A 23,638-nucleotide genomic window follows, 5' to 3' on the forward strand; every position below is an offset into this window, starting at 1 on the left:
TCTCTCCCCCTTCGTCACGGCGTTCTCCCTGCGGGGGAGCCGCAAGGGAGCTTAGGGGACACTTGTTCAGGGCCGTATCGGCTGCCGGGACGACAGCCGGCAGCGGCCGGACCTGGGCCCCGAACCGAGGAACGGGGGGCGGGGCGGCCCAGGGCCGAAGTGCGCGAGGGCCGGGGCGACGGACCGCCGGCCCGTCCCGGCCGACCGGCCGACGGACCCTCGGCCGCACCCCGGCCCTCCCCGCCCCGACATCACCGACCTCACCGACGCTGGCGCGCCGTCCCCACCGCGTCGGGCTTGAACGCCCAGGTCATCTTGGGTTCCATGGCGAACCGGAAGATCCGCTGCACCGGCGGCGTGCACAGCAGCGTGACGAGGGTGCCCGCGATCAGGGTCAGCAGCACCTGCCCCCACGGCGTGTGCAGCCAGTCGTTGTCGTACCAGTGCCAGAAGCGCGAGCCCTTGGCGAGGAACCCGTGCAGCAGGTAGCCGTAGAGGGTGCCCGCGCCCAGCGCCGTGAACCACGTCCGGCGGCCCGGCACCCAGGCGAAGAAGCAGGCCACCAGCACCAGCGAGCAGCCGAACATCGCCAGCGTCATCACCACGCCGCTCCACCAGGGAGCGCCCAGTTCCTGCGCGCTGTCGCGGTGGTAGAACCACGCGGCGTTCATCCGCGGCGCGGCCCAGTAGGCGAAGACCAGCGCACCGGCGACCACCGGCAGGGCGGCGATCCGCACCGCCCGGCGGCGCACGAGCTGGAAGTGCTCCGGCCGCAGGGTGAGTCCCACGACGAAGAACGGCAGGAACTGCAGCACCCGCTGGAGGTTCAGGTCGTCGCCGATCTCCGGCGAGACGGCCGCCAGGACCGCGATGGTCAGCGCGAGCGGCAGCGGCCAACGCACGATCTTCCACAGCGGCGTGGTGAGCCGCCAGATGAAGAGCGCGATCAGGAACCACGTCAGGTACCACGGCTGCAACAGGGTGATCGGGTACCCGGGATCGTCGTCCGCCCAGCGCTTGAAGAAGGTGTAGGCGACCTCGAAGAGGACGTACGGGACCGCGACGCCGGTGATCAACCGCTGGAGCCGGTCCTTGCGCATGTCGAAACTGCGCGAGAAATAGCCGGAGATGATGATGAACGCCGGCATGTGGAAGGCGTAGACGGTGATGTAGAGCGCCGCCGCCGACCGGCTGCCGTCGCGCAGCGGCTCCCAGGCGTGCCCCATCGCCACCAGCACGATGGCCAGGTACTTCGCGTTGTCGAAGAACGCATCGCGGGTCTTGGCCGGAGCGCCGTCGCCCGTCGGCCGACCGGTGGCGGCCGTGCCCCGGGCCGCGCGTCCCTTGGCGTGCCGCCGGCCGCTTGGGGCACCGCCGGCGTCGGCGTCCTTCTGCGACGGCGTGACCGGGGCGAGGGTGGCCGTGGCCGTCGCCACGCCCGCCCCGTCCGCCCCGGTAGGAGCGCCCGCGGCAGGTGGTGCGTCCTTCGGCATCTGCCGCGGCGCGGGAAGCGGTACCCGCCGCTCGCCGTACGCCGGAAACTCGTTCGTCAAGGGCCCTCCCGGAACGCGCCTGTCGGAGGAGCCGGATGCGGCGGCGAAAAACCGGGCCCCGAAACGGAACCCACAGGCCAAATCCAGCGTCTTAGTTGAATTGCGGGGAGCGTGGCGTCGAACATCCCTGGCACCTTAGCCGCGCCAGCGGAATCCCGTAAATCCCGCCCGGCCGGGGCCGCCTGTGGAGCCGCACCCCTTCACGGCACCTTCACTGAATGTGGACGAAACAGCGCAAAACACGGGCGGGAGACTACACCCGCACCCCTCGGACGAGCCGCCGCAACTCCGACACACACGAAAAAATCACCCACCCCCGAACAACTCACCACGTCCGCAACGATTCGCGCCCGCATCCCGCCCCACCGCCGCGCCCGCGCACCGCCGCCGCCCCCTCCCCGGAGCGGGCGACCCGTCGATCGGTCAGTCGATTACGCCTTCCACGCCCCGCCCCCGCACCGCCCGCACGCTCGCCTGCGCCCCCACGTCCCAGGCGTAGATCTCCAACCGCCGTCCGTGCGGCCCGTGCAGCCCGTGCACCACCCGCGCCCACCGAGAACCAACGTCGGACATACGGGGGTTGATCTGGTCGGCGAAGCGCGCATAACGCCGGAGCTTGCTCAGCGACGGCCGCCCCAGGATCCCCGTACGCACCTCGGGCATCAGCTTGTGCACCCGCTTCACGCACCGCACGCAGAAGCTCTGGATCACCAGCCGGTTGGTGAGGTGCGCGGCGTCCAGCCAACCCAGCGACCGGAGTTCGCGAAGCGTCTGGCGCTCGATTCCCGGATACCGCTCGGGCGCCTTGAGTTCCAGCAGCAGACCCTGCCGATGCCGGTCCAACCTGCGCAGGTAGTCCGCGAGCGTGGGCACGTGCTCCCCCGCGAACCGCTTCCCGAACCAACTCCCGGCGTCCAGCCGCGCGATCTCCGCCGCGGTGAAGTCCCCCACCCGCCACGGCGCCCGCCCCGGGAACACCTTCGCGGCATTGGTGGTCCGATTGAGGGTGGTGTCGTGCAGCACGATCAGCCGACCGTCCTTGGTCCGCTGCACGTCGTTCTCGACCCACACCAACCCCCGCCGGTACGCGGCGTCGACCGCCGCGAGGGTGTTCTCCGGCGCGTACCGGGACGCACCCCGGTGGGCGATCACGAACGGCGCGCTGCCCCCGGCCTGGAGGCTCACGACCTTCCCGCCGCGGGTGGCGAGTTGCTGTCCGTCCGGGCCGGACGCCAGCGCGGACGACGCCACGGTCAGCGTGACGACGGACGCGAGCGCTCCCGACGCCACCCGCAACGGCCGCCGGAGCCACACCACCCCGCGGACCCGCACCGATCGTCGAACCATGCGGGGCCTCCCGGTCGCTCGGCCGCAGACGCCGCCGTCTGCGTCAGGTACGCCCCCTAGGGCCTCGTTGCCGGCCCTGCCTCCCGACCCTGCCCCCATCCCGGCACCCGCGCCACCCCGGCACCCCGGCCCCCACCCCGCCGCCCCCCCTTTTCCGCAGGTCAGCGCCCTCCCCAACCCCTCACCAACCAGCCCCCCATCCGTGCCCCGCCCCTCCCCCGGACACAACAAAAAACCCAGGTCAGAGAATCTCTGACCTGGGTCCCAGCGGAGCCGCCTTCGGGATTCGAACCCGAGACCTACGCATTACGAGGGGGTGCAAGGTCGTCCAAGGTGGTGCCAGGCGGTGCCACCGAATCCCGTTTCCGCTGATCAGAGACTTGCGACCTTGATCGGCGTGACGCCTGATCCGCCCCGGTGCCGCCCAGTCCGCTCACGCAGCGCTCACGCAGCGGACACCCCAGCAGGCCAATATCTTCCGCCCCCTGACCCGTGACGTTCGATTTCACCCTCCAGTGTCGGGCCCTGCTGACAAACTAGGCCGGTGAGCTTGAATGAGAAGGAGACCCGCCTCCAGCTGATCGACCCGCTTCTGGCGGCTGCCGGATGGGCAAACGGGTTGGTCGCTGAGGAGTACCTGTACCGCCCGGGCAAGCTGCGTCTGCTCGGCGACCAGACCGTACGCGATAGACCGCAATTCGTTGACTACGTTCTGCGCACCGAGCCGCGTGGCTGCATACTCGCCGTCGTCGAGGCCAAGGACGAGTCGCACGCCGAAGGCGCCGGCCTCCAGCAGGCGCTGGCGTACGCCGCCGATCTGGCTGCGCCGTTCGCCTACTCGACTAACGGGCACGGCATCGTCGAGCAAGACCTGCGCACGGGACAGGTGCGACAGCTCCATGCCTTCCCGACTCCCGACGAGCTCCGCCAGCGCTTCGAGGCCGGAGCAACGTGGCGCGGTACGACGGTCACGGGTCACGGCGGCGACCAGGTGCCAAATCCACTCCTACAGCCAGCCTTTGCGCTTCCCGGTGCGCCAGCCATGCGCTACTACCAGGAGCATGCGGTCTCGGCCGCGATCGAGCAGGCCCTCACGGGTCGCCACCGCGCGCTACTCTCACTGGCCACCGGCACCGGCAAGACGTTCATCGCCTTCAACTTCGCCTACAAACTGCTGGCCACCGGCTACGCCCGACGCATCCTGTTCATTGCTGACCGGGTCAGCCTACGTGATCAGGCATACAACGAGTTCGGCGGGCTGGGGGAACGACGTGGAGTGGTGTCCGGCCCCAACATCCCATTGGCCCGTGATGTTCACTTTGCCATCTACCAGACGCTCTATGCCGACGCCCCCGGCGGCGGAAAGGTCTTTGAGCGCTACCCCAAGGGCTATTTCGACATTGTCATCGTCGATGAGTGCCACCGCAGCGGCTATGGGGACTGGGGTGCGATCTTGGAGTACTTTTCGGACGCCTTCCACCTGGGCATGACCGCAACGCCAAAACAGGACGACTCTATCGACACCTACGCATTCTTCGCTGGCGAAAATCTGGATGAGGAGGGCATCCCACGCCCCATCTTCGAATACTCCCTCGGTCGCGGCATCGACGACGGGTATCTCGCGACCTACAAAGTACTCAGGGTCAAGACCACCGTCGACGAAAGCCTGGTCATCCAGGAGGAGGTCGAGCGCGGTGCCGAGCTCGTTGTCCCGGAGGGCACCACGCCTCGGGATGCCTACGAGATGCGCGAGTTTGAGCGGGCCATTGTGGTACCCGACCGGACCCGTGTGCTGTGCCAGCACCTGGCTGGCGTGCTGCGGACGAACGGCGCGCTCGACAAGACCATAGTCTTCTGCGTCACCATGGAGCACGCCGACCTGGTGCGCAGCGAGATGCAGGACCTGCTCGGATCCGAGACTGGGAAGAACCTCTTCGCCGCCCGGATCGTCAGCGAGGAACGGGACGCCGGAGCCATCCTAGAGCAATTCCAGTTGGCCTCCACCAGCGAACCGGTTGTCGTCACCACCGTCGACCTGCTCTCAACTGGCGTGAACGCACCCTCGGTACGCAACATCGTCTTCATGCGGCCCATCAGCTCCGTCACGATGTTCAAGCAGATTATCGGGCGGGGAAGCCGGGTCGATCCGATCACCGACAAGACGTACTTCCGGATCATTGACTACACCAACGCCACGCGTCTCTTCGACGACTGGGATCTGCCCACGTCGCCCCCGGTCACTGGTCCGATGGAAGGTCAGCTGGTCGTGGCCGGGGTCGTCATGGACGATGAGACAGGCGCGCTAATCGCCGACGCCTCAGTCTCCGTTCGTCTGGCTGGACGCCTGCTCGCTGAAGCTCGGGCCGACGGCAGCGGCGCGTTCCGGATCGAGGAGCTGCCTGGCACGGTCGTTGACGTCTTCGTGACCAGCAGGGGATACACCCGTCGGCACCTGCGCGTCGACACGACCGAAGCCGAAGCCACCGAGCTGGAGGTAGCCCTGCGCATGCCTTCGCAGATCGATCACAGGCTTAGGATCTCCGGCGTCGACGTGGCGATCGCCGAAGAGGTGGAGCTAGACCTCGGTAACGGCAACGTCATCCAGAGCAACGAGTACCTCGAGCGAGCAAAAGCCACGGTCCTCGAGCGAGTCGGCTCTCTCGACGAACTCCGGAACGCCTGGGTCGACAAGAACAAGCGCGCCGAACTCAGCGAATACCTCGGCATGCGGCAGGTGACTCCCGAACTACTGTCGCTGGTGCTGGGACGCCCTGATGTTGACGGCTTCGACCTACTCGCCCGCGTCGGGTTCGACTTCGAGCCGGTGAGTCTCTCGGCCCGGGCCACCGCAGCTGAGCCGCTGCTGGTTACAGAGTTCCCCGAGCTCCCCGACAACTTCGTCTCTGCCGTGCTGGACAAGTTCCGTTTGGGAGGTGTGGCAGAGATCGCCAGTAGCGAACTCTTCCGTCTGCCACCGTTCGCAGCCTGCTGGGGTGGCGTCCTCGGGGTAACGTCACTCCTCGGTGGACCAGCGAAGGTTGCCTCTTTCCTCGCGGCTATCCCGCGCGCCCTCTTCGAGCCCGAAAGCAACACATGACGCTCTCCGAACTCCAGGCCAAGATCAAGTCGGCATCCGATAAGATGCGGGCCGACGACAACACCAAGAACGCCCTGAAGTACCTTGAGCAACTTACCTGGTTGCTCTTCCTGAAGGTCTTCGACTCGCTTGAAGAGAATCGCGAGATGGTCGCCGAGATCGACGACACTGTCTATAAGCCACTTATCGAGGACGAGTACCGCTGGGGCACCTGGGCCAGAGACTCGAAACTTTCTGGCGACGACCTCATCGACTTCGTCACTGACGATCTGCTCCCGTATCTCCGCGAGTTGTCCGGTAGTTCTCGGGCAGAGCGCTTCGCCGCGATCTTCGCCGAGGTCCGCACGGTCATGAAGTCGGGCTATTCGCTCAAGGAAGTCATTGCCATCGTCGACTCGATCGACTTCCACGCTCTGGACAACCACCACTCCATGAGCGTCATCTACGAGTGGCTCCTGGCGCAGACGGCCGACGCCGGATGGTCGGGGGAGTTCTACACGCCACGGCCGGTCGTTGAGACCATGGTGCGTTGCGTCAACCCGAAGCTCGGCGAAAAGGTTTACGACCCCTGCTGCGGCTCGGCTGGCTTCCTTGTCGCGAGCGCCGAGCATATCGCGCCGTCGACCAAGACGACAGAGCAACGCGAACAATTCAACTCTGGGACAATCTACGGCCAAGAGTCCGGCGAGATTGCCGCGCTCGTCGGTACCATGAATCTGATCCTTCACGGCGTTGAGGACCCGCAAATCATCCGGCGGAACACGCTTGAACAGGACATCCGTAACGTAAACCCGAGCGACCAAGTCGACGTCATTCTGACGAATCCGCCGTTTGGTGGCAACGAGAACCCTCAGGTTCAGCAGAACTTCCCGAGTAAGGCTGCCGCTACCGAACTGCTCTTCCTCCAGCACTGCATGGCCAAACTGCGCGATGGCGGTCGGTCCGCAATCGTCCTCCCGGACGGCATCCTGTACCGCACCGAGACGGCGTTCTCGACCGTGCGCCGTCGCCTGATCAACGAATTCAATGTGACGGCTATTGTGCGTCTGCCCACTGGGGTCTTCCCGGCGGCCGCAGACATTCGCACTAATCTCATCTTCTTCGCCAAGAGTGGACGCACCGAGTCTATTCGGTATTACCAGGTGCCGTCCCCGCCAGGGAAGCGCTCCTACAGCAAGACCAACCCACTGACTCGAGAGGTCCTCAAGGGCGTCGAGCACTGGCTGGTCGCAGGCGAGCCGGATGAGTACTCCTGGGAGGTGTCTTACGAAACGCTCGTCGAGAGCGGCTTCGACCTCGACATTCCCTGGCCGAACACATCGCAGGTCACTGGGGCAGAGACGGCAGGCGAGCAGCTGGAAGAACTGCAGGCGCGACTCAGCATCCTGAGCGAGCTCACCGAGACGCTCGTCAAGGCGCACGCCGAGCTGCACGACTATCCGCTTCAGGAGGCCATCCCCATCGGGAACTTCGTCGTGGAAACCGGCGTGCGAGCAGGCGGTAAGACACCGGACCGCTTCGTTGGTGTGAGCAATTCCGGCGGGCTGGCAGCCTTCAAGGGTAAGCCCGCCAGCGACACCAGTCGCTATCGCGAACTCCGACCTGGCGACTTCGTCTACAACCCCATGCGTGTCAACGTCGGCTCGATCGCGCTCTGTCGCCGGGAGGAGGAGGCTGGCTGGGTCAGCCCTGACTATGCGGTTTTCCGGCTCACGGAAGATGCACCATTTGATGCCGAGTACCTGCTCATGTACCTCAAGAGTGAGCAGGGGAGAGCAGAGATTGAGCGCCAGAGTCGCGGAGCGGTACGACGGCGTCTATACATCGATGGCCTTCAGCGAGTCACGGTGCCATTGCCGGGTGATGCTGAGGCATGGTCAGCACTCATCAGTTCCTTCGCTTCGGTTCGCCGTCACCTGCGCGAGTTGCCCGTGACATCCGTCGGAGCTCTGGCCGCCTTCGAAGCGGCAGTATTCAGCCCGCGTGAGGAGCCAGACGAGCGAACGGGCGAGGCCAACCCCTCCCTGGACTGATGTCGACCAACCTCCAGGATGTCTCGGCTAGCCGGTCCACCCCCGGACTTGCGGCGACCACTCACGCGGTCTGCCCCACACTCGTCACATCAGTGGCGGATCGGCGACTGGACCAGAACCCCTGGGCGGCTCAGTGTAAACCGCCCAGGGTTCGTTGGAGGTCTCAGCTGATGGTTGAGATGACCTGTGGCTGTGCGGACACGGCTGTGGTGATATCAGTCCTCCCATTGGGTCGGCCTGCCGGCCACCAGCGCCTGGCTCGCTGAAGACGGTGCTGTGGTGAGCGGGAACCTCTGTCCAGACGATCTTTCCTGGCTGCGGCCCCGGCTGGTAATGGCCCCAGCGGTTGGCCATGGCTTGGGTCAGGAGGAGCCCGCGGCCTCCAGTGGCGCTGGTGCAGCCCCTGGGCTACCGGTGGGGGTCGTGCTCTCGTGACGGGCGCGTCAACATCCATTGGGCCACCATGCAATTGCCGCCCACTCTGATCGACTAGATCCTTGTGCACGAGCTAGCTCACCTGCACCGACGCGACCGCAGGCCGGAATTCTGGCGACTGGTGGAAGTAGCGGTGCCCGGCTATCAAGATCGGCGAGAACGCCTCCGCCGAATTGGTCCCGAATTGTGGCTGCCAGAAGAAGGGCGATGAAGCGAATCGACGTTACCGACTATCGGAGAGTGCCCACTCGGAGCCACCCGCACTCCCTGACATGTGGACGAATTGCGCGCAGTTCATAGCCGCCAGCCGCGTCCGCGCCAAGGACGGCAGAGACACCTGTGAATCGACACTGCGACCGCCGAGCGTGTGCCATCCAGGCCCGGGTGCTCGAACCGCATTACAGCGAGCCCCCGGTGACCAGCTCTATCGACTGCTACATGCATACCTTGGGCATGAACCCAGTCATGGATACATGGACGGTCGACCGCGCGATGCGCGTAGCAGAGGCCGAGCTCAGTGCGGCGCTTCCTCGGCGGTGGGCACACTCCATAGGGGTCGCACGTCGCGCGGACGATCTTGAGCAGATGCTCGGCGAGGACACCACCCTGCTGGTAGCTGCCGCCACGCTTCACGATGTTGGCTACGCGCCTCGCCTGGCGACAACGGGGTTCCATCCGCTCGACGGTGCCCGCTTCCTCCGTGATGAGCATGGTGCCGATGAGCGGCTGGTGCGGTTGGTGGCGAACCACTCGTTCGCGTTGCTGGAGGCCGAGGAGCGCGGACTGCGTGAGGTGCTGGAGGCGGAGTTCCCGTTGTTGGAGGAGCCGCTGCTGGTGGATGCGCTGGTCTATTGCGACATGACGACAACACCCGACGGGGAATCGACAACTGCCCGGGAGCGGGTGGCGGAAATCGTGGGCCGCTATGGGGCGGACAGTGTCGTGGGACGGTTTATCCGTCGGGCGGCGCCGGAGATCTTCGCCGCAGTGGAGCGGGTGGATGCGGCGTTGGTGGCTCAGCCGAGGTAGGGGTAGGTGCCAGCGAGGTAGTCGCCGATCTGTTGGCGCATGCTGGGGTGGATGTCGTACTGGTCGAGGTCCGCGGGCTGGATGAAGCGGACGCCGTCGGCCTCGTCGTTGATGGTGGGCTCACCGCTAACCGGGCTGCCGATGTAGGTGTTCTCGTACTGCTGGCGGATCTCGCCGTCGGTGTAGGCCACGATGTGGTGGGGGTTGGTGTAGACGCCGAGGAAGCCGGTGATCTCGGCGACGATGCCGGTCTCCTCCAGGCATTCGCGCACCGCGCACTGAGCCGCGGTCTCCCCGATGTCCTGGGCGCCGCCGGGCAGGGCCCACTGGCCGGTGTCGCGACGTCGCTGAAGCAGGATCGCGCCGTCGTCGTCGACGACGAGCAGATTGCTGGCGGGGATGAGGGTGTTCGCCTTCGGTGCGGTGGGGTCGTTGTAGTACTCAGTCCTGCCCATGGGTGGCCGTGCCCTCCTGGTCGGGAGTCCAGGGCCGTGCGCTGGCCCAGACTGCTTCAAAGCTTTGAGCGTAGTTGTCGAACCACCCTGTGGCGTCAGCCCGCTTGAGGTGGAGGAGTGGATTGGCGCTGGCGGGCTGGCCCCACACGTGTGGGTTGACCAGCAGGTTGTCGTCGTAGCGGAACAGGGAGGCGTACAGCGTGGTGTCGTGCAGCCGCACGTCGCACCCTGCCTCGGGGAGTAGGGGGCGGTAGTAGGTCAGGGAGGCGCGGATCTTGGCTGCGAGGGTGTCGCCGATGCCTTCCTCGCGGCCCCGTACGGCGACCGCCTGACCACCCGGGTCGCCGAAGCACAGACGTACCCGGACGCCGGCGGCTGCGCGCTCGGCGAGCATCTTGGCGACATGGGGATTGGACTGGGCGAAGAAGGTCCCGGAGAAGACGAGTACGCAGATCTGCTCCTGGGCCTCCGCCAGCAGTTGGAGCCACATGTCTCGCGGAACACTGGCCCGGTTCTGGTAGGTGCCGACAAGCTCGGTACCCAATCCGGCGTCAGGTCGGCTGCCGTGTGGGGGCGGGGTGGGCCACAGGAACGTCTCCTCCACGCGCAGGTGCTGCGCCACGCTGAAGCGGTGCCGGCGGTGAGGGACGCGCCCGCCGAGCCAGCGGCCGACGGTCTTGGGGTCCACTTTGCAGACTTCGGCGAGCGACTCGGGTGAGACACCACGCTGGGCGAGTACGGAGTGCAGTCGCTCGTTCACGGATGTCATGGAAGTCGAGGCGGCCGTGATCCGGCAAGGACGTTTCGGGACGTTCTCAGGAGCCGCGGATTTGGCCGATCCCTATTCTGACGGCATGGAGCTCATCGTCCTGTGGGACATCGACCACACGCTCATCGAGAACGCCGGGGTGAGCAAGGAGATCTACGCCGCAGCGTTCTCGGCCTTGGTGGGAGACCCACCCACCGGGCCGGCGCGGACAGAGGGGCGAACGGATCGCCTGATCATGCGGGAACTGTTCGTGCGCCATGGCCTGTCCGAGCCGGACTGGGCCGTCGTCGAGGCCGCCCTCGCCCGTGCCGGTGAAGAGCGCCTTGAGGTTCTCGGTGAGCGCGGGACCGTGCTGCCGGGAGTGCGCGAGACGCTCAAAGCGGCGTCGGCACAGGACGGCTGGATCTCCTCGGTGCTGACGGGCAACATCGCCGCCAACGCACGCGTAAAGCTGTCAGCCTTTCACCTCGATCCCTTACTGGACTTGCCTGTTGGGGCCTACGGGGCTGATGCGGAGCAGCGCCCCGACCTTGTAGGTGTTGCCAGGGAGCGGGCTCAACACCTCCGCGGAGTACCGGATGACGTGCCCGTGGTGCTTGTGGGAGACACGCCCCGGGACGTCGAGGCCGCTCTTGCCACGGGCTCCGGAATCGTCGCGATTGCCTCAGGGGTTCACAGCCCCGAAGAGCTGGCTGCGGCCGGCGCGGATGTGGTGCTACCTGATCTGTCGGATACGGCGCAGCTACTGCGGATTCTGGAGAGCTTCGCGGCGCGCTGAAAGGTCCCAGGACGTCTTCGAAGGCGTCCGCGTAAGGGGTGATGCGGTCCCTGCCTGCTCGGCCACCATCGGGTTTCCAACCAGAGAAAAGGCCAAGGGGGCTCATTCGTGATCGGGCAAGACACCTCGATACGCAAGATCCGGATGCTGTGCGTAGAGCTGCCGCACTGCTGCAACGTCGGGTACTGGAACTGGTTCCACGGCACGCGGCTCCGGCATGCTGTGGACCAAAGCGCCGTGGCCGCCCTTTCCAACTGATCCCGGGGGTCGCGTCGTGCTTCTGGAACTAGCCATGCCGTACAGGGTGGTCCCTGGCATCGCCGACTTCGCTCGCGGCGGCTTGCCGGCCGCGGCGTCCACCGATGACGGCAACCGGTGGGTCGATGGTTACTGCTGGCTCTACTGCGGCCAGCAGTGGACTCGGGTCTTGTGGATCGGCCCCGTGAGCGTGGCCGGCGCCCAGGCGCCGATGTACGCCTGCGGGCCGTGCATCCGGATACTTCAGGACCAGGTCTGGCAGTCCATCCTTCTCAGCGATGGGTCGGCGGGGTCCGCGCAAGTCGAAGTTCCACCTGAAGCAGAGCCGTCGGGCGGCCACCGCGAAGGTAGGCACCGAGCGCGCGGCGGATTCCTGCGCCGGCACTGAGCGCTGCTGCGCTACGGCACCCTGCCTTCGACGTCGCTCTCTGCCGCGGCACCTTGCACCCACGGGCAAGTCCCCGCCCACATCACGAGCACCTCCGCACGCCATAGACGTCCCGCCGGAACCGGCGGGAGACCGGTAGAGGAAGGAGCACGAAGTGGAAGACAAGAAGCCCTCCGTCGAGGCGGGCCTCCTGGTCGCCGTGGAAGTCCTCACGAGCGTCCATGACCGGCACGACAGCAACGCCTCCGACCCCGGGCAGGGCTCGTCGGGTGACGGCCCCTGGCCCGGCGGAGACGGGCTGAACCACGCGGCGTAGCCGCCAGTTATCTGGCGGAGGGGCAGCGTAGGCGGCCCCTCCGCCTCCCAGGTCCCGTGTCTGACGCAAGGAGGGAGAAGCGAATCGTGGAGCACCGTTTGGTCCGCGCTGTCGAAGAGGCACTTGGGTGGGATGGCCCCGCCCCTCTCGGGAGTGAGTTCGCCCGCGGAAGCATCAGCGACCGCGAAGTCGTGGAGAGACTGCTCACGCCTTCGCGGCTGCTCGACATGGTCATGCGCCGGAGCTTGGCCAGCCCGCAGTTCCGGCTCTTCAAGGGCGGTGAGGAGCTGCACCCCGATGCCTATCTGAACCGGCAAGTCACGCCGCGGGGGCAAGCGATACCGATAGCGGACATGCGCCGCGTGGGCAGCCTGCTACGCGAGGGGGCGACGCTGGTCCTGGACCAGTCGAACGTCTTCGACCCCACGATGGAAGTGGCATGCCGGGCCATGCAGTGGTGGTCCCGGGAGCACGTGCAGGCGAACGTCTACCTGACCACGAACGACGCGTCCGGCTTCGACCTGCACTGGGACGACCACGACGTCCTCATCGTGCAGCTCGCCGGCGAGAAACAGTGGGAAGTGCGCGGCGCCTCCCGTCCCGTACCGATGTTCCGGGATGCTGAGCGGAACAGCACCCCAAGCGAAGAGATCGTGTGGACCGGCACCATGAGGACCGGAGATGTGATGCACATCCCCCGTGGCTACTGGCATGCCGCCACCCGCGTAGGCCGAGGCGGCGGCCATAGCACCCACGTGACCTTCGGCTTCGCCAAACGCACCGCCGTGAGCTGGCTAACCTGGCTCGCCGACTGGTCCCGGCAGGAGGAGGTGTTCCGCCACGACCTCGATCGCTGGGGCAGCCCCGATGAGCAGCAGGACCAGCGGCTGGCGCTGACCGCCGCGGCCTCCCAGCTCATCGACGCCCGCGGCCCGGCAGAGTTCCTTCGGCTCCGTGAGCAGGAAGCTCCTCCCGGGCGCCATGTCCCGTTCCTTGACATCTTCGGCCCGCTTGAAGCCGTGGCGTGCGTCAGCGAGTTCCCGCCCGTGATCACGCAGGACGGGCAGACTGTCGACGTGGTGGCCGCGGGCAAGAAGCTCACCTTCGCGGCCAAGGCCCTCCCTGGGCTCCGCTTGCTCCTGAGCGGCCATCCCGTGCGGCTGGACGAGGCTGGTCCGCTGGTGGGCGCCGAGGTGGAAGCACTGGCGAAGATCCTTGTGGAGGAGGAGCTGTGCGCGAGTGTTACCCCCGAATTGTTCTCGGGCTACACCGGTCTCGCTACGAGCGCCGGATTCTGACGAGCGCCCTGGAACTCGGTGTCGACGCGATCGACACCAGCTTCAACTACCACGGGTTTTCGGCCCACGCCGCCTTGGCAGCCACTGGAAGCGGCCTCCTCCCCCACTTCAAGATCTCCACCAAGGTCGGTTTCTTTCCGGCCGCCGGCCGAGCCGAGCACTCCCTCGATCCCGCTCGTCTCCGGGAAGCCGTGGAGCAGAGCAACCGTGACTTGGGTCGTGCCCCGGATCTGGTGTTCCTCCACAATCCAGAGCGGTCGCTGACCGGCTCCTCGGCAGCCGCCCAGGACAGGCTCGGTACGGCGTGCGCTGCCGTGGAGAGTGCAGCGGCCAAGGGACTGTGCGGAGGCTGGGGCATCTCCTCATGGGACCCCCGCCCATTGCCCGGTCTCGTGGATGCCACCCTGCCCAGACCCGACGCTGTCATGGTCCGTGCGGGACTCCTCGCCGGAATCGATGTCCTGGAAGCCTCCGAAGCGTTGACGGCCCGCTGGGACCTCGTCCCGGACCAGCTCTGGGGCATGAGCCCCTTCGGGGGCAGTACTACGCAATCGCTATGGAACGAGCTGGACCCACGGGTGTTCATCCAGGAACCACACGACGGCCTGTCGGCCGTGCATGCCGCGTTCCGTGTGGCCTACTGGCTGCCGCGGGTTGGAAGGGTCGCCGTCGGTACGGATAACCCCTCGCACCTCCGGGAACTCGTCGACGCCATGCGATACGAGGCCAACGCAGACAACCTCAGTGCCTACCGGCGCCTTCTCCGTGAACAGCGAGATCGTCAGCCACTCTGAAGCTCCTCCGCGACCTGCGCAGCCATGACACGTGCGGGGCCAAGGCGAGGGTCCTCGGGGTGGGCGTCCGGGGCCATGATCCTCGCGCAGACGAACAAGGTCATCAGCTTGCCGTCCCGGCTCTCCAGATCGCGGCGCCTCTCGTGGCGGACGCGCTCGGCCAGAGCTGGGACGGCGAGGGAGTTGCCCCACAACGACGCGGCATCCAGCCCTTGAGGGGCCACGCCCCAGTCCTCCCAGTCGAACAGGCAGAACTCCGGCCCCGTCATGTTCGCCCAGTTGAGATCCGCGTGGGCTGGCAGCCACCGTTCCACCGTCGTGTCGACTCCACCGGGGAGAAAGCGGTGGATCGCCTCGGCGACACCGCTCTGCGTGATCATCACGGTGTCCGGCGTGGCGACGCGGCTCGTGTGCTGCTCGGCCAGGGCGTCCAGCGACGCATTGAACGCCTGCCACCACTGATCCGACAGCACGGGGTCGGTGGCCAGGACACTGCTGCCGATCGGCGCTCCGGGCAGGAGGTCCGTCTCGTCGGCCCGCCACATCACAGCTTCCCCGGGCTGTCTCCAAGCGGCACCTCGGTGCCACTGCGGCTTGGCCACTCCCTCCAGGAGGGCAGCGCATTCGGTGCCGTTCCAGCCTTGGCTACCGATCTTGTCGAAGCGACGCCGCTCAACCCGCACCCACGTGCCACGGTCTGTACGCGCCCCCAGCGACCGCCGCTTGCGCACCAGCGTCCCTCTGTCCAACTGCGTTTGAAGGGCACGCTCGACCTCGTCGAGCACACCGTCAACGGGTTCAATTCGCAGATCCGCTGGGGCTGTGGTGGACAGGGAAGACGACACTGGACCTCCTTGGCAACGGACCGAAACTAGCAAGAAATTGGGCCTGCGGGCCCGCTTCTCGTCGTGCAGCCCGGGACGAGGTTGATAGCTGGCCCTGGCTGGACGCCTTAGCGAGATCAGGCGGTGAGGCGGTTGTAGCTCACGTGCCACCAGGCATCCCGAAGACAACGATTCGGGCGCCGTTTGGTGCTGTGACAGCGGTGCGCTTGCGCTCGTCACGGTTGCGGCAAAGACCACGGCGCCTCCGATCCCGGCCGGGTGCCGGATCGAAGGCGCGTCGCTGTACTCGCTAGACCCACGGGTTGCGCTCGTAACTGGGCTCCTCGTCGGGGAAGTCGTCCGGGAAGACCTCGCTCACGATGTCGCCCCGAAGGATCCGCAGCAGGTAGCTCTCCACCGGGCCTTCGTACAGGTCGTACTCCCTGCCGCGGCCGATGACAGTGAGGACGGCCCACTGCTCCGGATCCTCGTGCGGCACCAGGAAGCACATGTCCGCGTTGTCCGTGCCGCCCCAGCAAATCAGCTGCGATGGCTTCACAGCGCGCTCTGCCAGTAGTTCCCGGATCGCGTCCCGCGTCACCTCCATGGTGTGCCGCGCCGTGACGGTGTTCGCTACCAGGTCGGCGTATTCGTTCTCGGCACCTGCCCGATACACGCGCAGGAAGTCGTCGAACTTCGCGCCGCCGAACGCTTCGAGAAACGTTTTGAACGCAGGCGGAAAGGTGGTGCCCAGGGTCTCCTCGGCGGCCTCCCAGTCGTTGATGACCGGTCCCGCTTCGCCAGTTGCGGGGAACGATGCCAGGAGTTCGAGATCAGTCATGGCCGCCTACTTGTTGATGATGGTCTGGTCGATGTGCAGGCCAGGGCCGATGGCTCTGACGTGGACGCCCGTAGGAATGACGTCTCCCGGGTTGGCGTAGACCGGTGCAGCTGAATAGTCCACACTCCCGCGCTGCTTCACGGTTTCATAGATTTGCTCTTCGAGCTTTTCCATCACCTCGTTGTTCGCTGTCTTGTGCATGATCACGATGTTGGCCTCAGAGCGGCCGTCTCCCCCGAGTGATCGGGCCAGGAGGTGTCCGCGCGTGTGACCGGCCGCTTCTCCTCCCCAGCCTGGGGGCTGCATCCGCCGGGATGCCTTGGTGCCGGTGTCGAGCATGTCTTGCGTGATCCTCGTTTCGACGCCAGTGGCTCGACCCATGTTGTCCAGTGGCTTGGCATACGGCGGAATTGGCTTTTGCGGTGCCCGGCCTCCCCCTCCCCCGCGCTCGAAGCTGCGCATCAGCGGCTGGCCGGTCGGACCGACGGGACCTTCGCCAGCCATCGCCAGGCGTGGGCCGGCCAGGTTGGGCATCGATATTTGGAGGTTGGGGAGTGAGATGTTGAGGTGCCCCAAGCCGTCCAGCTTCATGTTGCGCAGGACGTTCTTGACGCCGCCGGCGTCCACCACCACCTTGACGCCGCGGGCGGCTCCGCCTGCGGCACCGCCCATGAGCATGCCGGACACGCCGGCGTCCTTGATCTCGGCGACGTTGATTCCGCGCTGGTCCCCGAGCAGGTTCCGGCCGCCCTGGGCGACGACCACGTCCACCGTGATCGACCCGATGCTGCCGATGGCGGCCGTTGCCAGCACGGTGCCGGCGATCTCGGCGACGGTTGCAGAGACGGCCACGCCTGCCGTACTGGCAGCGGCGACGATCGCCTCGGTGGCACCGGCGGCGGCCACCTCGCTGAGGCCACCGGTGAAGATGGCCAGCGCCGTTCCGGCGACCAAGACCGCGCCGGCGATCTCCAGTTCATGTTCGATCTTCTTCTTCGCCTCGGCGATCTGGTCAGCGAACTTGTCCAGCGCCTTGGCCATGTCCCGCGCGGCGGTGGCGACGTCGTCGAGGTAGCCCTTGCCGCCGCCGTGGTACTTCTTCCAGAAGGCGCCGAACGCCTCGATGCCGGCGCCCTTGTTGTTGTCGATGACGTCCTGGGCCTTCTTGTGGCAGTCCGCCGTGCAGTCCTCTACATCGTCGGCGAAGGTCCGCCAGGCGCGGGCGGCCTCCCGGAGTTCGTCCTCGTCGCCCTCCGGCCACCACATCCCGGTTAAGTCCTGGACGATCTCCTTGGCCTTATCGGCGGCACCCACTACGCGTCCCCCTTAAAGCCGGACTTGGCAGACCGATCCGCCTCCTCATGGTTGGCTGCCATGTCGTTCATGGCCTTGGTGATGCTGGACAGGCCCTTGGCCAGGGCCGTGGCAGCCTTCTCGATCTCCGCCCGGTGCGGGGCGTAGACGTGCTCGAACTTCTTGCCCTGTTCGTCACTTCCCCACGGCTCCCCCAGGCCGTCGAGCGCCCCCCGGAGCTTGGCAGTCGCCCGTTCCAGGGCGACGGCCTCCCGGTGGAACGTCGGAGCAGCGGTATTGAGTTGGTCGGTGTCTACGTCAAAGCCGTCGCCGGCCATGCTGTGCCTCCCCCTTGGCCCTGCTGTCGTAATAGGCGCGATCCGCTGTCAGGACCTCCGTCTCACACGTAGCGACCCTGACATACGGCACTGACAATCCGCCTGGTCAGAACACTTTTCAGCCACGCGGCAGCGCTGCCCGGCTGGCGGGTTCGGGGTGAGATTGCGGCCCCTGCCAGCCGGATGGCGGTAGGGGGCCGATTCATCGATGGTCTGAAACGAGTGAGGACGCGTTGGGCAGCTATCGGCGAGGGCGGTGCTGCTGCTCGGTCGGTGCCGGGGCTGCCGCCGTTGCCTGGGCGACGTCGGGCCCACTGGGCGACAGCGAGGCCGTCGTGGTCGAGCGTCGGCGGGCGGCTTCCGCGCGGCGGTTGGGTACTGAGTTACGGCTCGTGTGCTCGATACGAGTGATCAGGACGCGGGCGGGCTGGCGAGCAGTGTCCAGTTCGCGTTGGGCAGCTGCTTCCTTGAGGAGTTGGTGGGGTGTGTGGCCGCGGGCTTCGGCGTCGGCGAGGACGGTGGCGAGGGCCGGCCAGCTGGGGTCGGTGAGGATCCGCTCGGCGTGGTCGGGGACTGCCGCTCGTACGTCGCTGGCGTGGACGTGGCGGGCTCGCTGCTTGGGCGTGCGGGCTTCGAGTTCGGTGAGTACGGGTGTCAGGGCACGGTCGGCTGCGGCCTGGAGGTGCTGGACTGCTTTGCGGGCGGCGTCGGCCTGGTGAGCGTGGTGCTTCGCTTCGTGCCAGCGTTCGGCGACGATTACGGCCCAGACGATGCTCGCGAGCAGGGCAGCGAGGGCGCTGCCGTCGGGGCCGGTGGCGGTGTAAGCGATGTCGCGTGCGGCGCTTCGCAGGGCGTGGGCTGCCCGGTCTTCCGCCCGGATTTGGGAGCGCTCGGCTCGGGCGAACGCCTTTGAGGCGGAGTGGAGTTCCCTCCGCAGGTTGTCGGGTGCCTTTTGGGCGGTGGCTTCGATCAGTTCGCCGAGGGCGGCGATGTGCGCTTGGGCGTGTACGTCGTCGGCAAGGTCGGCGTGGAGTATGTCGAGGGCGTCGGTTGCCGTGTGCCAGAGGGTGGTGGGCCGGTTGCGGCGGGCGGTGGGGTGTTCCTCCGGCGTGACGGTCTCCAGCCGCTTCTTCAGCTTGGGCAGGGAGAGGTCGGGGGAGATCCTGCCGCCGGGATGGAAGATCTGTTCCTGTTGGCCGTTGAGGTCGCCGGGACGGCCTGCGGCGTAGCCGAGGGGGTCGCCGGACGGGCCGCGCTTGACCTGGAGCAGGACGCCGTCGGCTTCGAGGTAGGTGAGGAGTTCCTCGGCGTCGGTGACGTGCGGGATGGCGGCGCGGATGCGCTCTTCGAGCCACTGCTGGGCAGGCTGCTCCCAGCCGAGGCGTTCGGCCTTGTGCATCTCGGCCTGGGTGGGCCGGCGTGTGCCGGTGCGGTCGCCCTTCTTCAGGCGGCGCAGTCCGTAGTCCTTCTCGATCTCGCGGCATTCGTCGCCGACGCGGATGCCGCTGTCGTGGAGTTTGGGGCGGTGGCCGTCTTCGCGGACGGTGGTGGCGAGGATGTGGATGTGGTCGTCAGCGTGGCGGACGGCGATCCAGCGGCAGGCCAGGTCGTCGCCTTCGGGGGCGATGCCGGCGGCGGCCACGATGCGCTGGGCGATCTCGCCCCATTCGGCGTCGGAGAGGTAGCGGTCTTCGGGGGCTGCGCGGACAGGGCAGTGCCAGACGTGGTCGGTGATCTTCTTGCCGAACTCGCTGTTGCGGAGGCGTACCGGCTGGTCGAGGTAGTGGGCGAGTTCGGTGAGGGTGGCGTTCTCATCGCGGCCGGGGTCGGGCATCCCGAGCATCGCGAAGCCGGCGACGATGTGCGGGTCGAGGTGTTCGTCGGCGCGGCCGGGTCCGTAGAGGTAGGCGAGCAGACCGCGGGTCTTGGAACCCGGTCGCTTGATAGCGGCGATCATGCGGAGACCTCCTCTTCCGGGATGGCGGGCTGGCGCAGGGCCTGGGCTATCAGTTCCAGCAGGTGGTGGAGTTCGTCGAGGCGCTGGCGGATATCGGGTGGGGTGTAGTCGCTGTTGAGGGCGCGGGCGATCTGGTTGACGTTGACGCCAATGCGGTTGAGCTGGCGCAGGACCTGGGCGCGGAACATGTGTGTGCGGCGTCGGTCCTCGGACAACGGCAGGTTGGCGGTGAACTGGCCGGAGACGAAGGCGAGGACGACGTCGGCGGCGAAGCCGGACTTGCCCTTGTAGCCGTGCTCGGCGACTGTCTCCTGGAGGCGGACGTCCTCGTTACCGGTGAAGAGCATGGGGCCGACACGGACGGTGCGTTTGGTGCCGGTGAAGCGGCGGATGGTGGGCTGAGCGCTCTTCATGGTGGGCTCGCCGGCGGCGGTTTCGGTGACACGGGAGGGGCGGAGGATCTCGCGCTGGACAGCGTGGAGCGTGTCCGGGTCGGGGCCGCCCTCGGCCCCGACCTCCTGGTTCTGCGCCCCCTGGCGCTGGGCCGTCTCCGCCACCCCTGGGGCGGAGACCCCCGAAGACCGGCCTTGAGTCGGACTCGGGGTACTACTGGCTCCGCCAGGGGCAACCCGTCCGAACGCACGCCGTAGACGGTCCATCAGCGTAGGGGAATCCCTCAGCTGCAGCGGCTCGTCGGGGGCGTCCTCGGGGTGGTGCGGGTCGTGCGTCATGGGCGGTTCTCCGGATGAGGCAGGGAGGGCAGGCGGGTCGGCGGGAAGGCCGGGTGGAGTGCGGGCAGTCATCGCTGGTCCACAGGTGTGGATAGGCGGCGCCGAACGGGGCGGTGACCAGTTGGCGGGCCGCGGGCTCTGATGGGTTCGGTGTGTGGCCGTCGGGGTTTCGGTGGCGCCGGAAGTACTTCCGGCGCCACCGAAAGGCGCCGTTCTGGGCTCGTCAGCCGGTGCTGATACCGGACGTGGGGGCTTTGCCGGGCTCGGCTTTCTCGGCGTTTAGGTCGTCGCAGACCTTCTTCACTCGGGCGTTGCTGACCTTGCGGCGCCGGTGGTTCCTGATCTCGTCCCCGACCTCTGTGGGGGAGGCGGTTCCCGTCCGGGCCATCACCTCGCGGGCGATGGCTCGTATCTCGTCATCGGAGATGTCCTGCGGGCGCCCGGTACACCGAGGCCGTACTCCGGTTGGTTCCGCGTCCATGCTGGGGGCCTCGCCGCTCCGAGGGGCTGGGGCGGCGGCTAGACGATCGGGGTCCGGATGCTCCATTGCCCCGTCACCCTGGCGCCGGCCCTCGACAGGGGCGGGCAGCTGGACAGAAGCGTTGACCGGTGGGATCGGCGCCTGCATGGGCGCGGAGTCCAGGTGGGCGGTGGGGCGGTCGACGAGTTGGTGGATCTGCCGCATCAGCACGCCGAAGGCCAACAGCGCGGCGGTCGGTGGCACTGCGGCGACCACGTAGTCGAGCAGGGGCACGGTGCTCGCGTTGCTCGTGCCGCTGGCCCCGGCCACGTTGAGCGCGATGGATCCGACTGCCCCAGTCGCGGTCAGGGCGATGGCCCAACCATCGGTGACCCGGCGTAGGCCCGCGCGGAGCATGAGCAGTTCGCCAGCGACGATGAACGCGTCCAAGGTGGCGGGCCAGGCCCAGCGGCGGACCGGTGAAATTCCCAGGCCGTGCTGGCCCGCGACCTCGGCCAGGTGCGCGTAGGAGAGCCAGAACGCTCCGGCAGTGAGAGCGGCGATGACAGCTCCCGCCGCGATGAGCGCGTACCGCTCGGCGGCGTGGTTGGGCGTCGCCGGCTGCCCTTCGTCGGGCCGGTTGCCCGGCGACTGGTGGTGTGGTGGATGGGGGATCGCATGGGTGGTCAAGCGGGGTTCTCCTGGGGGCGTGGTGTGGTGCGTCTTTGCCGTCTTGGCCGTTGCAAGCGCAGGTCAGGGCGGGTACGGCAGCGGCCTCGGCCTTCCGTCCTGGCGGGTGCTGTCGCCGTCTTCAGCCCTGTCGCGCGGGAGGCTCAGGAGGGTCGTCGTGCCTGAGCCTCCCTCGCGTGGTGGCTCTGTCTGCCGGGACGGTGGTGTTGCGTCTACCGTCCCGGCAGACAGAGCTGTGACCTGGGGCGATACGGCACGGACGCTCAGGACGGCACAAGACGGATGTGGGCAGCATCTGGAGGGGGCAGCGCGCCGGTCATGATCGCGTTGCCGTCTTGGCCCCGGTTGCCGTCTTGGCCGTATGCCGTTTGACCTGCGAGATCACGGCAGGGACGGCACGGACGGCAACCAGGGTGGGGCGCTCAGCCCTCGCCGGGGGCGGGGTCGGCGTCGACGGGGTGGACGGTGGGGCAGTAGCGCCGCCATGCGTCGAGGAACTTGTTACGCATGTAGCCCTTGCGCTGGGTCCGGTCGGCAAGGCGTACGTTTCCGGACGTGATGCCGAAATCGCGCAGCATCCTGCCCAGTTCACGGGAGGTCAGCCCGGCTCGCCCCCACTCCGCCCAGGGGCTTTCGGGGTCCTGACGCAGGTGGTGGAGGAGTTCGTCGGTGGACAGGCTGTCCACCTCGCGCTGAGCGACGAACACCCGGCGGATGTCGGCGAGGATCCGCGCCCCGCTGGGGTGATCCTCCTCAGCTGCCGCTTCGGCAGCGACCATCCGTGCGCACGCCATCCGCGCCAAGCGGGGCCAGCGACCACCTGCCAGATCGGCGACGATGACCAGTGGTTCCCAGGTGTCCGCCGCGCGGTCCTCGACCGGCATCTCCGGCTCCAACTCCGCGGTCTCGTCCAGCAGCGGCTTGGCCCACGCGGCGATGCGGTCGCGCAGTTCGTGCAGGGCCGGGATGTCGCGGCGAGAGCGGAAGGGCTTGACCTTCTCGCCCTCGGCCCGGCGCCGCATGCGGATCACCACCGCCCGGTCCATGATCGTGTCGGGCAGGTCACCGATCCCTGCGATCGCCGCCATGGCGAAGGTGGCGAACCGGCGCGGGGTGTGGTCGTTGCCGACGACGCGGGTGACGTAACGGTTGCGCTGGTGACCGGCGTTGAGCAGGCCACGCATCTCCTCGTTCTTCTCCGCCATTTTCGGCGTACCGAAGATCGTGTCCGCCTCGTCCACCAGGAGCGTGGGCGGCGCTTCCTCGGTGATCGACCGATAAACCGCCGCAGGCGTGGTGTTGATGGTCAGCATCGGGTCGTGGACCGTCTCGGTCAGCACGTCCAGGAGCCGCGACTTACCGCACCGTTTCGCGGGCCCGACCACCGCCAAGCGCGGGGCGTGCTGCCACGCGGGCTGCAGATGCGTCGCCACCACCCACAAGACGATCGCGTCCAGCGCCGCCGGCGAGGGCGGGATCACGAACTGGGCTATCTGCGCACGCAGTTCGTCCAGCAGCTCCGAGCCGTACGTCGGCTCGGCATCGGGTATCTCCTCCGGCCCGCTAGGCGTATCCACCTCATCGGTACTGCGGGTGACCGCATCACCGGTCAGGTCTGGATCGGCGTCGTCAGCCTGCGCGGCGCGCAGGTGAGCGCCAGGCTGGCCGGGGATAGCGGCTGCGGGCCAGATCGCCTTGGCGGCGGCGGAATAGGACTCGGGGGTCTCGGGTTGCACAGGGCAGCTCCTCGTCTGGCGGTGGCGGGCTCGCACGCCCTTGCCGCCGGGTCGGTTCGCATCGGATTGCTGGGGAGTTATCGGGCCTCCGGCGTCGCACCGCCGGAGGCTCTCCCTCCTCTCGCGGGCGCTCGGGCATCGCGAGGGACCACGGACAGTACGTCCGCACCTGTCCACAGTCCAGCGCTTCTGTGTCAGCTCAGCGCAGAAGCATTTGC

At 67.4% G+C, this 23,638-nt stretch carries 19 protein-coding genes and 1 pseudogene; 8 read left to right on the forward strand and 12 right to left on the reverse strand.

Going from position 1 to position 23,638, the window contains the following annotated elements:
* Positions 1 to 260 precede the first annotated feature (260 nt).
* Positions 261 to 1,553 carry an acyltransferase family protein gene (locus ABD385_RS27145; RefSeq protein ID WP_344580907.1) on the reverse strand — a complete coding sequence of 431 codons (1,293 nt, stop codon included), beginning with the start codon at positions 1,551 to 1,553 and terminating at the stop codon, positions 261 to 263.
* A 423-nt stretch (positions 1,554 to 1,976) separates the two neighbouring features.
* Positions 1,977 to 2,900 carry a glycerophosphodiester phosphodiesterase gene (locus ABD385_RS27150; protein ID WP_344580910.1) on the reverse strand — a complete coding sequence of 308 codons (924 nt, stop codon included), beginning with the start codon at positions 2,898 to 2,900 and terminating at the stop codon, positions 1,977 to 1,979.
* Positions 2,901 to 3,444: 544 nt separating this feature from the next.
* On the opposite strand from ABD385_RS27150, the gene ABD385_RS27155 reads away from it, so the two are divergent.
* The 4 genes and pseudogenes from ABD385_RS27155 to ABD385_RS27165 all read left to right on the forward strand — a co-directional run bounded on the left by ABD385_RS27155 (position 3,445) and on the right by ABD385_RS27165 (position 9,494).
* On the forward strand, positions 3,445 to 5,997 hold the full coding sequence (locus tag ABD385_RS27155) for a DEAD/DEAH box helicase family protein (protein WP_344580913.1): 2,553 nt from the start codon (positions 3,445 to 3,447) through the stop codon (positions 5,995 to 5,997).
* A complete protein-coding gene (locus tag ABD385_RS27160) occupies positions 5,994 to 8,030 on the forward strand; it encodes an N-6 DNA methylase (RefSeq protein WP_344580915.1) in 2,037 nt (678 codons plus the stop codon). Before ABD385_RS27155 ends, ABD385_RS27160 begins: the two co-directional genes overlap by 4 nt.
* Positions 8,031 to 8,382: 352 nt before the next feature.
* A pseudogene (locus ABD385_RS41375) lies at positions 8,383 to 8,676 on the forward strand (M48 metallopeptidase family protein).
* A 242-nt stretch (positions 8,677 to 8,918) separates the two neighbouring features.
* Positions 8,919 to 9,494 (forward strand): HD domain-containing protein, encoded by a 576-nt coding sequence (locus ABD385_RS27165; protein ID WP_344581134.1) that lies wholly within the window; start codon positions 8,919 to 8,921, stop codon positions 9,492 to 9,494.
* Here the strand turns inward: ABD385_RS27165 and ABD385_RS27170 are convergent.
* Together ABD385_RS27170 and ABD385_RS27175 are read right to left on the reverse strand one after the other, a co-directional pair.
* Positions 9,482 to 9,949: an NUDIX hydrolase gene (locus ABD385_RS27170; protein ID WP_344580917.1), complete on the reverse strand. Its 468-nt coding sequence runs from the start codon at positions 9,947 to 9,949 to the stop codon at positions 9,482 to 9,484. The two genes, ABD385_RS27165 and ABD385_RS27170, sit on opposite strands and share 13 nt — an antisense overlap.
* A complete protein-coding gene (locus tag ABD385_RS27175) occupies positions 9,936 to 10,709 on the reverse strand; it encodes an XRE family transcriptional regulator (RefSeq protein ID WP_344580919.1) in 774 nt (257 codons plus the stop codon). Before ABD385_RS27175 ends, ABD385_RS27170 begins: the two co-directional genes overlap by 14 nt.
* A gap of 94 nt (positions 10,710 to 10,803) precedes the next feature.
* Between ABD385_RS27175 and ABD385_RS27180 the strand changes: the two genes are divergently transcribed.
* From ABD385_RS27180 to ABD385_RS27195, 4 genes are all read left to right on the forward strand, one after another.
* Entirely contained in the window at positions 10,804 to 11,496 is a 693-nt protein-coding gene (locus ABD385_RS27180; RefSeq protein WP_344580921.1) for an HAD family hydrolase, read from the forward strand.
* 800 nt (positions 11,497 to 12,296) lie between these two features.
* Positions 12,297 to 12,458: a hypothetical protein gene (locus ABD385_RS27185; protein WP_018386185.1), complete on the forward strand. Its 162-nt coding sequence runs from the start codon at positions 12,297 to 12,299 to the stop codon at positions 12,456 to 12,458.
* A gap of 86 nt (positions 12,459 to 12,544) precedes the next feature.
* Positions 12,545 to 13,756: a JmjC domain-containing protein gene (locus tag ABD385_RS27190; protein WP_344580924.1), complete on the forward strand. Its 1,212-nt coding sequence runs from the start codon at positions 12,545 to 12,547 to the stop codon at positions 13,754 to 13,756.
* Entirely contained in the window at positions 13,690 to 14,550 is an 861-nt protein-coding gene (locus ABD385_RS27195) for an aldo/keto reductase (RefSeq protein ID WP_344580926.1), read from the forward strand. The genes ABD385_RS27190 and ABD385_RS27195 overlap by 67 nt, the downstream gene beginning before the upstream one ends.
* Here the strand turns inward: ABD385_RS27195 and ABD385_RS27200 are convergent.
* From ABD385_RS27200 to ABD385_RS27235, 8 genes are all read right to left on the reverse strand, one after another.
* Positions 14,538 to 15,395, reverse strand: coding sequence for a hypothetical protein (locus ABD385_RS27200; protein ID WP_344580929.1), 858 nt, complete (start codon positions 15,393 to 15,395; stop codon positions 14,538 to 14,540). The two genes, ABD385_RS27195 and ABD385_RS27200, sit on opposite strands and share 13 nt — an antisense overlap.
* A gap of 289 nt (positions 15,396 to 15,684) precedes the next feature.
* Positions 15,685 to 16,215 carry an SMI1/KNR4 family protein gene (locus ABD385_RS27205; protein ID WP_344580931.1) on the reverse strand — a complete coding sequence of 177 codons (531 nt, stop codon included), beginning with the start codon at positions 16,213 to 16,215 and terminating at the stop codon, positions 15,685 to 15,687.
* A gap of 6 nt (positions 16,216 to 16,221) precedes the next feature.
* Positions 16,222 to 17,529, reverse strand: a complete 1,308-nt coding sequence (locus ABD385_RS27210) for a WXG100-like domain-containing protein (protein ID WP_344580933.1) — start codon at positions 17,527 to 17,529, stop codon at positions 16,222 to 16,224.
* Positions 17,529 to 17,846 carry a WXG100 family type VII secretion target gene (locus ABD385_RS27215; RefSeq protein ID WP_344580935.1) on the reverse strand — a complete coding sequence of 106 codons (318 nt, stop codon included), beginning with the start codon at positions 17,844 to 17,846 and terminating at the stop codon, positions 17,529 to 17,531. Before ABD385_RS27215 ends, ABD385_RS27210 begins: the two co-directional genes overlap by 1 nt.
* Positions 17,847 to 18,087: 241 nt before the next feature.
* Complete coding sequence (locus ABD385_RS27220) at positions 18,088 to 19,803, reverse strand: relaxase/mobilization nuclease domain-containing protein (RefSeq protein ID WP_344580938.1); 1,716 nt, start codon at positions 19,801 to 19,803, stop codon at positions 18,088 to 18,090.
* Complete coding sequence (locus ABD385_RS27225) at positions 19,800 to 20,360, reverse strand: MobC family plasmid mobilization relaxosome protein (protein WP_344580941.1); 561 nt, start codon at positions 20,358 to 20,360, stop codon at positions 19,800 to 19,802. The genes ABD385_RS27220 and ABD385_RS27225 overlap by 4 nt, the downstream gene beginning before the upstream one ends.
* Positions 20,361 to 20,757: 397 nt before the next feature.
* Positions 20,758 to 21,684, reverse strand: a complete 927-nt coding sequence (locus tag ABD385_RS27230; RefSeq protein WP_344580944.1) for a DUF2637 domain-containing protein — start codon at positions 21,682 to 21,684, stop codon at positions 20,758 to 20,760.
* A 422-nt stretch (positions 21,685 to 22,106) separates the two neighbouring features.
* A complete protein-coding gene (locus tag ABD385_RS27235; RefSeq protein ID WP_344580948.1) occupies positions 22,107 to 23,420 on the reverse strand; it encodes a DUF3631 domain-containing protein in 1,314 nt (437 codons plus the stop codon).
* Positions 23,421 to 23,638: the final 218 nt, after the last annotated feature.

Source organism: Streptomyces lunalinharesii (assembly GCF_039532155.1).
GTDB classification, from domain to species: Bacteria; Actinomycetota; Actinomycetes; order Streptomycetales; family Streptomycetaceae; genus Streptomyces; species Streptomyces lunalinharesii.